General features: G+C 60.4%; 11 protein-coding genes. 6 read left to right on the top strand and 5 right to left on the bottom strand.

What is annotated here, in order from left to right; genetic code table 11:
- Positions 1-48 precede the first annotated feature (48 nt).
- Positions 49-2,592, bottom strand: coding sequence for a TonB-dependent receptor (locus IAI51_RS10510; protein ID WP_187678420.1), 2,544 nt, complete (start codon positions 2,590-2,592; stop codon positions 49-51).
- Between the two features lie 405 nt (positions 2,593-2,997).
- Between IAI51_RS10510 and IAI51_RS10515 the strand changes: the two genes are divergently transcribed.
- Positions 2,998-3,912, top strand: coding sequence for a GGDEF domain-containing protein (locus tag IAI51_RS10515; protein WP_187678421.1), 915 nt, complete (start codon positions 2,998-3,000; stop codon positions 3,910-3,912).
- A gap of 8 nt (positions 3,913-3,920) precedes the next feature.
- Entirely contained in the window at positions 3,921-4,958 is a 1,038-nt protein-coding gene (locus IAI51_RS10520) for an AraC family transcriptional regulator (RefSeq protein ID WP_187678422.1), read from the top strand.
- A gap of 19 nt (positions 4,959-4,977) precedes the next feature.
- Here IAI51_RS10520 and IAI51_RS10525 read toward each other — a convergent pair whose 3' ends face one another.
- Together IAI51_RS10525 and IAI51_RS10530 are read right to left on the bottom strand one after the other, a co-directional pair.
- Positions 4,978-5,535: a YceI family protein gene (locus tag IAI51_RS10525; protein WP_187678423.1), complete on the bottom strand. Its 558-nt coding sequence runs from the start codon at positions 5,533-5,535 to the stop codon at positions 4,978-4,980.
- 74 nt (positions 5,536-5,609) lie between these two features.
- Positions 5,610-6,968: an MATE family efflux transporter gene (locus IAI51_RS10530; RefSeq protein WP_187678424.1), complete on the bottom strand. Its 1,359-nt coding sequence runs from the start codon at positions 6,966-6,968 to the stop codon at positions 5,610-5,612.
- 199 nt (positions 6,969-7,167) lie between these two features.
- Here IAI51_RS10530 and IAI51_RS10535 point away from each other — a divergent pair, with 199 nt between their 5' ends.
- From IAI51_RS10535 to IAI51_RS10545, 3 genes are all read left to right on the top strand, one after another.
- Positions 7,168-7,737 (top strand): chorismate mutase, encoded by a 570-nt coding sequence (locus IAI51_RS10535; RefSeq protein ID WP_187678425.1) that lies wholly within the window; start codon positions 7,168-7,170, stop codon positions 7,735-7,737.
- A gap of 123 nt (positions 7,738-7,860) precedes the next feature.
- Positions 7,861-8,223: a hypothetical protein gene (locus tag IAI51_RS10540; protein WP_187678426.1), complete on the top strand. Its 363-nt coding sequence runs from the start codon at positions 7,861-7,863 to the stop codon at positions 8,221-8,223.
- 157 nt (positions 8,224-8,380) lie between these two features.
- Positions 8,381-10,033 carry a diguanylate cyclase gene (locus tag IAI51_RS10545; protein WP_187678427.1) on the top strand — a complete coding sequence of 551 codons (1,653 nt, stop codon included), beginning with the start codon at positions 8,381-8,383 and terminating at the stop codon, positions 10,031-10,033.
- Positions 10,034-10,086: 53 nt separating this feature from the next.
- Here IAI51_RS10545 and IAI51_RS10550 read toward each other — a convergent pair whose 3' ends face one another.
- Positions 10,087-11,175 (bottom strand): polyamine ABC transporter substrate-binding protein, encoded by a 1,089-nt coding sequence (locus tag IAI51_RS10550; protein WP_187678428.1) that lies wholly within the window; start codon positions 11,173-11,175, stop codon positions 10,087-10,089.
- 52 nt (positions 11,176-11,227) lie between these two features.
- Positions 11,228-12,529 carry an NAD(P)/FAD-dependent oxidoreductase gene (locus IAI51_RS10555; RefSeq protein WP_187678429.1) on the bottom strand — a complete coding sequence of 434 codons (1,302 nt, stop codon included), beginning with the start codon at positions 12,527-12,529 and terminating at the stop codon, positions 11,228-11,230.
- Positions 12,530-12,689: 160 nt separating this feature from the next.
- Here IAI51_RS10555 and IAI51_RS10560 point away from each other — a divergent pair, with 160 nt between their 5' ends.
- Positions 12,690-13,580 (top strand): LysR family transcriptional regulator, encoded by an 891-nt coding sequence (locus IAI51_RS10560; RefSeq protein ID WP_187678430.1) that lies wholly within the window; start codon positions 12,690-12,692, stop codon positions 13,578-13,580.
- Positions 13,581-13,595: the final 15 nt, after the last annotated feature.

Below are 13,595 nucleotides of genomic sequence, written 5' to 3' on the forward strand. Positions count from 1 at the left end.
TCCTTGTCGTGCATGGATCGACGGCGGCACCCGGCCGCCCTCCGAGGCTTAGAAATGAGTGAAGGTCAGGCCGAGCTTGTAGGTCGGGCCGTACTCTTCGTACTGGCCGTTGTAGGAGCGGTGGCCGGTGGATACGAAGTACGGCTCGTCAGTGAGGTTTTGCGCCTCGAAGCTCAGTTGCAGGTTTTTGCTCAGCGAATAGCGCGCGCTGAAATCGACAAAGGTTTGCGCATCGACATGCAGGTCGTGGGCCTTGTCGTTGATCGAGGCCAACTCGTAGAGGTAGTCGGATTTGTAGTTGGCCGACAGGCGCAGGCTGACCTTGTCGTTCTCCCAGCCGAGCATCAGGTTGCCCACGGTGTCGGACTGGCTCGGCAGATCAATGCTGCGTTTGCGGTTGCGCCCGCTGGCCGCGTCGAAGCCTTCGATCTCGGCGTCAGAGCGGCTGAAGGTGGTGTTGGCACCCAGCAGCAAGCCGTTCCACGGCGCCGGCAGCCAGTCGAATTTCTGTGAGTAGGCCAACTCCAGGCCATAGAGTTTGGCGCTGTCGCCGTTGGCAAAGGTGTGCGCTTCGGAGAAATCGGCCCAGGCGCCCGTGCCGGCCAGGTCGGTGTTGTAGACGAAGTTCTTGATGTCTTTGTAGAACACGAACGCCGACACCGTACCGGCATGGCCCATGTAGTGTTCGATACCGAGGTCGAGGTTGCTCGACTCCAGCGGTTTGAGGTCCGGGTTGCCGAACGTCGCTTCATCGTCATCGATGACAAATCCCGGCGCCAGTTGACCGAAGGTCGGGCGCACCACGGATTTTGTCCACGCCGCGCGAACCTGGGTGTTTTTGTCCAGTTGATAGCGTGCGTGCAGGCCCGGCAGCCAGTGGTGGTAACGACGCTTGGTTTCGGTGGCCTCGAAGTCGCCGTCAGTGGCGCCAGTGCCTTTGGCTTCGAACTCGGTGCCCTCGTAACGCAGACCTGCGATGAAGCGCCAGTCGTCGATGTCGATCGTGTTCATCAGGTAGCCGGCGTTGATGTCCTCACGCATCTTGAAGTCGTTAACGGTCGATTCGGTCTCGTCATAGAAGTCGTCGCGGTTGAGACCGCCGATCAGGTTCTTGATCGCGCTGCCGCTGATACCCGGCCCGAACTGGCCGAGACGATAATCCACCGAGCCCTTGGCGAAGCGGCTGAGGTTGAGTTGATCGTCGCTAAAGCCGAGGTCATCGAAGTCCTCGTAGACCCACGCGTCGAGGTCGTTGTCCTTGTTGCGGCGGCTGACTTTGCCACCGAGCTTGACCTGAGACGCATAGCCGCTCAAGTCATAGTCACGGGCCAGATCCAGGCGCAGGTTTTTCTCGGTGTCCTTGGTGTTCTGCTTTTCCCAGTCGACCTTGTCGAGGCTGAAGTTGTTGGCGTCGTAGAAGCCTTGGCCAATGATCGGCCGTGGCTTGTCGTTGCTGTAGAAACCGCTGTCGCTGAAATCGTCATTGCCCGCGAACGCCGCATTGGCGATGTGGCCGGGGCTGTCTTCGCTGGAGCGGCTGTAACCGGCCTGGCCGCTGAGGGTCCACAGCCCGATCATGCGTTCGCCGCCGAACACGTAGGACTGAATTTCCTGGGTTTCTTCGCGCTGCTTGAGCTTGCGTGAGCCTTCGGCATCGCCCAGTACGCCGGCGGCTTGCGGCTCGGCGAATTCGATGCTGGTGGAGTTGCGGGTTTCGCTGTCCTTGTAGCGGCTGTAGAGGGTGCGCAGGTAATAGCTGCTCAGGTCGTCGGGCTTGTAATCGAAGTTCAGACCGCCGCCGGTGCGTTCGCGGCTGATGTCGTAGTCACGCTGTTCGAACTCTTCCAATTGCGCACCGCGCTGGAAATCCCAGGCGCCGCCGGTTTCGACGTTGTCGGAACCGAAATCGCGCTTTTGCCAGCTCAGCGCGGCAGCCACACCGAAGTTGTCGATGCCGTCACCGAGGCTGAAACGGTCACTGATTGCGCCGGAAAATTTCGGGCTGGTCTGGTGGCTGTTCTTGTCGTAGCTGGCTTCGGTGCCGCCGGTATAGAACAGGCCTTTGTGATCGAAGGCCGAGAGGCTTCTGACGTCGACCGTGCCACCCAGCGAGTTGGCGTCCATGTCCGGGGTCAGGGTTTTGATCACCGACAGCGACTGCACCAGCTCCGAGGGCAACACATCGAGGGCTACGGCGCGGCGTTCGCTTTCCGGCGACGGCACCAGCGTGCCGTTGATGGTCACGCTGTTCAGGTCCGGCCCCAGGCCGCGCACGCTGACAAAACGCCCTTCGCCCTGATCACGTTCAACGCTGATGCCCGGCAAACGCTGCGCCGCTTCAGCGACGTTTTCGTCCGGCAACTGCGCCACGCCGTCGGCATGCACCACGCTTTCGATGTTGTCGGAACGGCGCTGCTGCTTGAGCGCCGAGTCAATGCTGGCGGCCTGGCCGACGACTTCGACGTGCTCGACATTGGCGGTGGCGTCGGCGGCGTGCAGGCGCTCACTGGCCATCGCCATCGCCAATGCGGTCAGGGCGAAACTGAAGAGCCCGACGGTGCCGCTGCGCGGATGACTGCTGCGCTGGTACATGATTGTTCTCCCCCAAAGAGTCCGGTCAGGCCAGGCAAACGGCCCGGCAACTGAGAGGGCAAGCTAGGGGCGACGGATGACGCTTCTGTGACAGGGTTGACGGTCGAGCCTTGTAAACCGGGCATTTGCTGCGGTTTGTCTGTGCAAATGAGCTGAAATGACCTCTTCCACTCACCACGGCACTTGTAGGAGTGAGCCTGCTCGCGATTGCGTTTTTCCAGTCACCATTAATATTGGCTGACTTGACGCTATCGCGAGCAGGCTCACTCCTACAGGGGACGTGGTGTTCTTGAAGAAATATTGCACTGGCCGGTGAGCTGATTCGACCTCCCCGCGCCGTCACCCGGCTGTCACAAACATCTGCTGTGCTGACGCGCATTGCTTCTTCGCCAAAGGATCGCGGCCATGTTCTCAGTGCTCAAACCTCACCGTTGGAAACTCGCTGCACTGCTGCTGGCGGCCAACCTCGGTCTGCTTCTGCATCTGGCCTGCGGCGACCTGAAGTCATTCAGTGAATGGGTCTGGCTGGACATCATCGGCGAAGGCGGCTCGGCGCTGTTGGCACTGGTCTGGCTGGGGCTGGTACTGAAGAGTCGTCCGGCCGGGCGCGTGACCAATTATCTGGCGCTGGGCCTGAGCTGCATCTTCTTTTCCTGGTGGATCGACAGCCTCGACGAGTTCATCCGCCTGCCCGACAGCATCACCTGGGATCACTGGCTGGAGTCGGGGCCGATGCCGGTGGGCATGATTCTGCTGACCATCGGCATCTATCACTGGCACCGCGAGCAACTGGCGATCAGCGCGCAAATGGAAAAACGCGAGCGGCTGTTCCGCGAGCATCGGCTGTTCGACAAGCTCACCCCGCTGGGCGGTGCCGACTATCTCAAGCGGCAACTGGCCGACAGCCTTGGCGAGAGCATCGCGCACCAGCAACCGCTGTCATTGCTGGTGCTGGATCTGGACAACTTTGCCGCGATCAATCAGGCCTACGGACATGCCGAGGGGGACGCGGTGTTGCAGGCCCTCAGCCATTTACTGCTGCTCAATCTGCGCCGTCAGGATTTGCTCTGCCGATTGGCCGGTGATCGCTTTGTGGTGTTGCTGCCAAACACCGGCGAGCGTCAGGCGCAACTGCTCGCGCAAGAGCTGCAAGCCGCCGTACACGCCCTGGCGCACAAGACCCGACAGCATGGCGAACGCCTGCAACTGGCGGCCAGCACGGCGGCGGTCATGGCCCTGGACGAGACGCCCGAAGTGCTGCTCAAACGCCTAAACCTGGCACTGGCCCGCGCCAAGTCGCCCTTAGCCAAAAGCGCCTGAGGCCGACCATGACCGTTAAATCCACTTGGTACGAAGCCGACAGTCGCTTCATCCCCGGGCATTACCAACCCGCGACATTGATCGATCTGGCCCTGTCTCGCGATATCGACAGCCATCGTCTTTTGCGCGGTACAGGCCTGTTCCATGAAGACATTCTGGCCGGCCAGACGCGCCTCAGCCCGCAGCAGTTTCTCGGCCTGATCGACAATAGTCGCCGCTTGCTCGACGCCGATGACAGCAGCTTCCTCTTCGGCCAGCGCTTGCTGCCCGGTCACTACGGCGCCGCCAGCCACGCCTTGCGTCACGCGCAAAATCTGCATCAGGCGCTCGATACGCTGGTCCAGCAACAAGCCCTGCTCAGTCCGTTGATGACGCCGCGTCTGCTGCTGGATGAGCGCTTTGCGTACGTCTATTGGCTGGACAGTTGCGGTGCCGGCGAACAATGGCGGTTTTTGCTGGAAGCGGGCATGACGTCACTGGTGGCCATGAGTCAGTGGCTCAGCGGCGAGCGCCTGCCATGGGAATGCAGTTTCAGCCATGCCGAGCCGCGTTACGTCGAACAATATTGGGTGCATCTGGGCGAGCAGACTCAGTTCAAACGCCCGCTGGATTTGATGCGCATTCCCCGCGAGTTTCTCGCCCGCCCCTGGCCCGACGCCTCGGCGACTGCCGGCCAGGTCGCCCGCCAGGAAGCCGTGCGGCAGATCGAGCAACTGGGGTTTGCCGAGAGCTTCACCGATTGCCTGTACCGCCACCTGCAAGATCAAGTCCGCCAGCCACCGAGTCTGGAACAAGCCGCGCAGGCATTCGCCATGAGCCCGGCCACCCTCAAACGCAAACTGCAAAAACACGACACCGGGTTCCAGCAGCAAGTGGATCTGGTGCGCAAACACGTCGCGCTGTACCTGTATCAGGTCAAAGGACTAAGCAACGAGGAAGTGGCCGATTACCTGAGCTTCAGTGATCCGGCGAACTTCCGGCGCTCCTTCAAGCGCTGGACCGGCAGCACACCGAATCTCATCCGCCAGTTGTTCGGCAGCCATTGATCCTGCGCATGACCTGAAGTCACTGCTGGGGCGCCACGACCCGAAACTTGATGGCGATGTCCTTGGACACCACCGTGTCCGCCCACTCCCCCGCGCCGAGGCCAAATTCGTCGCGTTTGAGCAGCAACTCACCGTCGAAAATGCCGATGGCGCTGTCCGGCTTCAACTCCACCGGCACTTGCACCTCACGGGTGATGCCTTTGAGAGTGAGCTGGCCGGCGACCAGATAGCGGTTTTCGGCCACTTGCGTGAAATGACTGGATTCGAATAGCGCCACGGGGAATTGCTGCGTGTCGAACCACGCCGGTTTCACCAATTCAGTGTTGGCGTCTTCACTGCCGGCGTCGATGCTGCTGAGGTCGATGCGCAACGTGGTGCGGGCGCTGGCGAGGTTATCGGTGTCGAAGTCCAGCGTCGCATCGAACTTGCCGAAGGTGCCATACATCCGCGAGCCCATCTGGTTATAGGTGAAACTGATCTGGCTGGCGGTGGTGTTAACGCGGTTGTACTCGACAGCCTGCACGGCAGGGGTGGCGCACAGGTAAAACGCGACAGCCAGCAGCAATCGGATCGACATGGAATTTCTCCGGGCAGCGCTGCCGTCGAGGGACTTGGTTGACTTAAGCAAACAACCGGCGGTTACGCCAGGCGCTAGACCAACCGCTCGATCTTCTGATGCTGCCAAACCAGTTTGTAATACAGGGTCTGCAACACCAGCATCCCTAGATACGCCACCGGAAACGCCATCCACACACCCTGCAAACCATACTGGCCATCCAGCCAATACGCAGCCGGCAACTGCACCCCGACCACACAAATGATCGCAATCACCACCGGCACCAACACCGTGCCGCTGGCGCGCATGATCCCGCCGATGATCGCCTGGAAGCCGAACACCAACAGGCTCCACAACATGATGTGCAGCAGATGCTCGGCCATCGCCCGGGTCGAATTTTCGGTCAGGAACAGGCCGAGCAACCAGTGCGACAACAGGTAACCCAGCACGATCAGGCCGCCGGTCAGGCACACGTTGATCAACAGACCGGTGCGCAGAATCGGCCCCATCCGTTCCAGCCTCCCTGCCCCGATGGCCTGCGCCCCGAGGATAGAAGCGGTAATCGCAATCGACAGCGCCGGGAACTGCACATAGTTGACGATCTGCGTCACCGCGCCATACGCCGCTGTCGCTTGCGAGCCGTGCTGGTTGACCAGGGCCAGAATCACCAGCTCTGAAAGTGACAAGACAATCATCTGCACGCCGGTCGGCAGGCCGATGCGCAGCACTTTGCCAAGAATCGCGCCGTCGAAGCGCAGCGCCGCAAAAAACTCCCGGTCCGGCGCCAGCGGATGCCCCTTGCGAATCAGCCGCCACGAAAGCCACGCCATCGCCGCCAGGTTACCCGCGAGCCCCGCATACGCCGCGCTCTGAATCCCCAGTTGCGGCAGGCCGAACCAGCCGCGAATCAGCGCCGGCGTCAGTGCCAGCCCGACGCACGTCGACACCACCAGCGCCAGCAACGGCGACAGCGTATCGCTTACCCCGCGCAGCAACTGCGTGAACAGCACGAACACCAGCAGCGACGGCAGAATCCACATCATCACATGGGCATACGCCACCGCATCGTCCAGCACATCCGCTGGTGTCCCCAGCCCCGCCAGCGCCTGTCGCGCGAACACACTGCCCAATACCGCCGCCGCCAAGCCGATCAATACCCCCAGCAACAGCGTCGCCCCGGCAATCGCCTTGACCATATGCGGCTCGCGCGCGCCCCACGCCTGACCGATCAACACCCCTGCACCCGCGCCGAGGCCAATCACCAGGGCGATGAAAAAGAACACCACGGGAAACATCCCCGATACCGCCGCCAGCGCCTGGGTGCCAAGCATCTGGCCGATGTAGATGCTGTTGACCGTGCCCGACATCGACTGCAGAAAGTTGGACAGCACCATCGGCGCCAGGAACAGCAGGTAGGTGTGCCAGAGGGGTTTGGTGACGCTGGGGGTTTGCATTGAATAGAGGTCCATCTCGACGGCGGGAGGGCTTATGAAGGATAGCTTCGGTGAGTTGGGGGCGGGGTGCAATTAACATTTCAGGTGGGTGTTGATTGTTGCGTTCATCGTCTGTGTGACGGCCATGGTTCTGTAGGTGACCGTTCGTAGCTGTGGTAAACAACAGCCCATTACAATCTCAGCCATTGAGGCTCTGTTCATGCCCCACTCTCGAAAACTACTGACCAGCACCCTTCTTGCTTTGTTCGCCTGCACCGCTCAAGCCGCCTCGCCTCCTCCAGCACCTGAGGCGCTGAAACCGTTGCTGGAAACACTGAACGAACGCCTGAACATCGGCGATCTCGTCGCGTTGACCAAATGGGACAGCGGCAAGCCGATCCAGGACAGCCCCCGTGAAGCGCAAGTCATCGCCAATGCCCGCACGCTGGCCGCCGAGCGCAAGCTCGACCCGGAAGATGTAGCACAATTGATCGCCGCGCAAATGGAGGCCAACAAACTGGTGCAATACGGTTTGCTCGCGCAGTGGCAAGCAGCGGGCGCCGCACCCGACACGCAGCGTCCTGACCTGGGCAAGCAGATCCGCCCGCGCCTGGATGAGCTGCAAACCCGGTTGCTTGCGCAATACGCCGACTTCTTGCCTTATCGCCATGACCCGAATTGCCCGGTCTGGCTGGCGAAGGCGCGCACGGGTCTGACCCACGATGCGTTGCATGAGCTGGCCTTGACCCGCGCCACCGGTGAGCTTTGCGTTCGCGCGACGGCCCCGTAATCCGGCGTTCGGGCAAACATTGCTGGCGTCGATAGTCACCATCACGTCAATGAAGTTCTCATAAAAAATCCGCGGCGTAAGATCGGCTCCATACCAACCAACAACACCCCGGAGCACACGATCATGAAACGCAAAACCCTTCTCAGCATCGCTTTCTCGGTTTTCGCAGTTAACGCTTTTGCCGCAACCCCGACTCACACCATGGTCGCTGAAGGCGGCTCGGATCGGTTGATTGAAAGTCGTGTGGCTGAGGGCGGTTCGGATCGTCTGATCGAACGCCGTGTTGCCGAAGGTGGCTCCGATCGTCTGATCGAACGCCGCGTTGCCGAAGGTGGCTCCGATCGTCTGATCGAACGCCGCGTTGCCGAAGGTGGCTCCGATCGTCTGATCGAACGCCGCGTTGCCGAAGGTGGTTCGGATCGTCTGCAAGAACGCCGTGTTGCCGAAGGTAGCTCCGATCGTCTGATCGAACGCCGCGTCGCATGAATCAATAGCTCTACCGCAGTCCCCCAGAAAAGCCCGGCCTGATCAGCCGGGCTTTTTTGCGCCCGCAGTTTCGACGCGTTTCATGAACTACGTCGCTGGCAGCCCATCGACAATGTCGCATACCATGGCGCCACTCAAATAAAGACAGACATCGCCCATGCTCAAAGCCAGTCTGCGCAGCCACCTGACCCTGTGGTTCGCCGGTTTGTCCCTGCTGACGCTATTGAGCGTGGGCTTCTATGTCGGGCATATCGCCACCGAACAGATGAAACAGGCCAGCGGCAATGCGCTGTTGAATACCGCACGGTCGGCGGCGACGCTACTGGGCGAGCAGTTACGTGAACGGCAGCTTGAGGTTTATATGCTCAGCCGGGCGCCACATCTGGAGCGTGGCGATCTGGATAACCCGGCGATACTGAAGTCGATGCAACTGCGCACCCAGGCCCGCAACGAGTATGCGTGGATGGGGGTGACCGATGCCAAAGGCCAGGTGCATCAAGCGGTGAATGGTTTGCTGGTTGGTCAATCTGTACAAGCGCGCCCCTGGTTTCAGTCCGGATTGCGCGGCGAATACACCGGCGATCCCCATGAAGCCGTGCTGCTGGCCAAGTTGTTGCCGGGTATGCCCAATGGCGAGCCGTTGCGTTTCATCGATTTTGCCGCACCGATTCATGACGCCGAAGGTCAGGCGATCGGTGTGCTGGGCGCACACGCGCACTGGAGTTGGGTGACACGTATTGTCGAATCGGCAGCGTTTTCACATAAAAACTCCTCGCCGGATATCGAGGCACTGATCATCGATCACGACGGCAAGGTGCTGTACCCGGAAGCAATGATGGGCCAGCAACTGGCGGCTGGTGATTCGGCGTTGCCGGGCTGGTCGGTGGGTAACGGCTATCTGACCAGCATGGTGACCGTACCAACGCCATCGGGCACCGCGCTGTCGTGGTCGATTGCCGTCCGTCAGCCACTGGAAACCGCGCTGCAACCGGCGCGACTGCTGCTCTATAAATTGCTGTTCCTGGGCGTGTTCGCAGCGGTGGTATTCGCCTTGGTGGGGTATTACCTGGCGCTGTACCTGAGCCGTCCGATCGAACAACTCGTCCGCTCGGCCAGGCAGGTTCAGAACAATCAGCCCGGCGCGCACTTCCCGCTTCAGCATCCGGTGCGGGAAATTGCTCAGCTCGGCCAGTCGATTGATGCGATGACGCAATCGCTGCTCGGCAAGGAACGCGAACTGCAAGAAGCCAATGCTTCGCTTGAGGCCACTGTGGCGCAACGCACCGCCGCGCTCATGCAGGCGAACGCAGAACTGTTGAGTCTGGCGACTCACGATGCCTTGACCGGCGTCTACAACCGCCGTCGCTTCGACGAAAAACTCACAGAATACAGCCTGCTGTCCCGGCGCACGGGGCGCCCTTTTGCCCTGCTGCTGATCGACGCCGACCACTTCAAACGCATCAATGACACTCACGGTCACGCGGTGGGTGATGATGTACTGCAACAGTTGGCGCAGTTGATTCAAACCAACCTGCGCACCACCGACTTCGTGGCGCGCTACGGCGGTGAAGAGTTCGCCGTACTGCTGCCGGAAATCGCCCAACCGGATACCCCGGAAGTGGTCGCCGAGAAGATTCGCTCAGCGGTTGCCGATGCGAACTTCTTTGGTATCGGTCAGGTGACGGTGAGCATCGGCGTCGGCCTGGCGGATCCGGCGGACAACAACCAGACAGCGCTGATCAAACGTGCCGATCAGCAGCTGTATCAGGCGAAAGCTGCGGGTCGTAATCAGGTGGCTAGCAGCGTTTAACGTGCAGCGCCGCCCCCCCCTGTAGGAGCCTTCGGCAGCTCCTACAGGGACCGTCAGGTGTTGGTTTTGAGTTTGGTCCACAACCGCGTCGTCAGCCGCGCGATCTTCGCCGGCAGTTCTTCCACGGTGAACAACTTTTCCATCACCGCTTTCGGCGGATAAATCGCCGAATCGCCCTTCACGTCCGGGTTCAGGAACTCACTGGCTGCCGCGTTAGGGTTGGCGTAGTGGATGCTGTTGCTGATGCTGGCGATTACCTTGGGTTCGAGCAGGTAGTTCATGTAGGCGTAGCCGTTCTTCTCATGGGGCGCGCTTTTTGGCATGACCATCATGTCGAACCATAAGGTCGTGCCTTCGTCCGGGATCGAGTAAGCGATGTCGATGCCGTTCTTCGCTTCTTTGGCACTCGAAGCAGCCTGGACAATGTCGCCGTTGAAGCCGATGACCGCGCAGACGTTGCCGTTGGCCAGATCGCTGATGTATTTCGAAGCGTGAAAGTACTGAATGTACGGACGGATTTTCAGTAAGGCCTGCTCAGCCTTTTTGTAATCGTCCGGTTCGTGACTATGCGGTGGCAGGCCCAGATAGTTGAGGGTGATCGGCAACACCTGCGTCGGGTTATCAATGAATGCCACACCACACTGGCTGAGCTTCTTGATGTTCTCTTCGTCGAACAACATCTTCCACGAGCGAGTGATATCAGTGTTGCCGAAAATCGCCTTGATCTTCTCGACGTTGTAACCAATGCCGGCGGTGCCCCACATGTAGGGATAGCCGTATTGATTGCCGGGGTCGTTGACTTCAAGTTTCTGCATCAACAGCGGATCGAGGTTTTTCCAGTTCGGCAGCTGCGCCTTGTCCAGTTTCTGGATCGCTCCGGCCTTGATCAGGCGCGAGAGAAAGTGGTTCGACGGACTGACCACGTCATAACCGGTATTGCCAGTCATCAACTTCGACTCCAGCACCTCGTTACTGTCATGGATGTCGTAAGTGGTCTTGATGCCGGTGGCTTGGGTGAAGTTGGCCAACGTGTCCGGGGCGATGTAGCTATTCCAGTTAGAGATGTTGATGGTTTCTTCGGCATAAACGGATACCGATGTAGCCGCGAGTACGACCGTCAGAGAAAGTGGATGGATGCGCATGTTCTATCACCTGTGTTGAGTGGCTTTTGTTCTTGTGCGATATGCGGAAAATTCAGATTTCAGTTCTGGCCCTGACCGCCTCCACGCGCATGCGAAGCATGGCACCGATATCGAAGAAGGGTCGCGGCGGTAGCCAACCGGGCTCGGCCCGCTGCATCACCGATTGCAGCAATGGCGAATCGACGCCCGAGGCCAGCTCCGCCAACAACCGGCCCCACAACGTCCCGCGCGCCACGCCGGAACCATTGCAGCCCGCTACGGCAAACACGCCCTCTTCGACCCGGTCGAAATACGCCTGGCCGCTGCGGCTCGCGCTCAAATGGCCGGTCCAGGTGTACTGAATGTCTTGCTCGCCGAGGAACGGAAAACGCCGTTGCAGTCCGCGAACATGGTGCTGACGGCGTAGCGCGAGTTCGCTGTTGGAAAGATCGCGAGTGCGGTATTCGGCGGTGTTGCGGATCATCACCCGGCGATCCGGAGTCAGCCGCACCGTGGCGCCGAGGGGCCGGGTCGACAACACACCCCAAGGCTCCACCGCGCCGATGGCCTGAAATTCCTGATCGCTGAGCGGCCGCGTGAGACTGGCGCTGAGTTCCATCGGGAACGTCGCACTGTCGGCAATGCCGACCCGGGGAATGAACGCGTTCAGGCAGACCAGAATCTGTTTGGCTTCGATGCTGCCATCCATCGTATGGGCGCGCAGCCGTCCCTGGCTCAGGCGCTCGATACCGGTGATGTCCGTGTTTTCGTAAACCGTGATGGTGTCCGGCAATGCGTTGAGCAAACCTTTCACATATTTGGCCGGTTGCAGCAATGCGTTGCCGTGGCCGCACCAGATCGCCGCTTCGTAGTGGCGAGTGCCAAGTTTCTGCGCAAGGGCCGCGCCTTGCACAAACTCTGCGCGGGCGCCGAGGGCGCGCAGCGTCGCCAATTTGGCATCGACATGGTCGAGCTTGGCCCGGTCGTTAACGGCGAAGTAGTAGCCGCTGTCGCGAAAATCGCAGTCGATCGCATGGCGAGTGATCCGCTGGCGCACTTCTTCGCTGGCCGCACGGGAAATCATTGTGTCGACTTCAAACCCGGCGAAACCCTGAGCGCCAATCAACTCGCTTTGTGCAGGATGTTCGTGGGCGACGACAAAACCCGAATTGCGCGCCGAAGCACCTTGAGCTGCCCGCTGCCGATCAACCACCACAATGCGCGCCTGAGGATGCATTTCGGCGAGGGTATGCGCGGCACTGAGGCCGGTGATTCCGGCGCCGATAATCAGCCAGTCGGCTTTTTGCGCACCACTCAGGCGACCGCGCTCCGGCGAGCTGCCAGCCTGCGCGATCCAGCCACATACGTTTTCCATGCACCACCTCATTCGACTGTCGTTCTGCGCCTTGCTTCTGCCTGGCATTCATGCGTGAATCGCATGCGCCGATGGAGAAATCTGCCGCCAGAGCTAGAATCTATAAGGTCTTTGCCGGACCGACCAACGCTATAAAATCATTGAGCAATTCTGAAAACGCATGGATAAAATTCGCCACGTTCCCTCACTGCAAGCCATGCAGGCGCTCGTGGAAGTCGCCAGTTGCGGCAGCTTCACCACCGCCGCGCAAAAGCTATGCCTGACCCAAAGCGCCGTGAGCCGACAGATCCAGCAACTGGAAAGCCACTTCAATGTCGCTCTGTTCATCCGCACCAGCCGCAGCCTGCGCCTGACCCCGGAAGGCGAACAAGTGCTGGCCAGCGCCCGCAGCATCCTTGATCAATTGAAAACCCTCGAAGAACGCCTCGCCCCCCAGAAGCGCCCATTCCGCATCCGCATGCATGTGTCACTGGCGGTGCGTTGGCTGCTGCCGAAACTCAGCGACTTTTATCTGAGCCATCCCGAGGTGTCGCTGGCGATTGAAACCGTCGCCACCGAAGTCGTCGAACCGGGCAATGACAGTGACGCCTACATTCTTTATCTGCCGCAGCCGTCGACCGACCCGGACTGCCTGACGCTGTTCGAAGAAACGCTGGTGCCGGTGTGTTCACCCAACTTGGCAAACGCGCCGCGCTCGGTAGAGGAGTTGCTGCGTTTTGCCTTGCTGCATCGTTCGGCGGATCGCCAGGCATGGATCGAATGGCTGGCCGCGAATGACAGCAAACCGCTGGAGGATTACCGGCACATTCCGTTCAACCTCGATGAGTTGGCGCTGGATGCGGCGGCGCGGGGATTGGGCGTGGCGGTGACGGACATGACGCTGGCGGCGGAGTCGCTCGAGCGCGGGGTGTTGGTAGTGCCGTTTGGTGCGCCGTTAAGAACTGGGGGGATTTATTCGCTTTGTCCGCAGCCTTCGGCGGCATCGCACCCGCAATGCACACTGGTGATGCGCTGGTTTGCCGAGCAGGCCATGAACCCAATTGCCCTGTAGGCGCTGCCGCAGGGG

The sequence above is a fragment of the Pseudomonas sp. N40(2020) genome (genome assembly GCF_014472415.1).
Lineage (GTDB): Bacteria > Pseudomonadota > Gammaproteobacteria > Pseudomonadales > Pseudomonadaceae > Aquipseudomonas.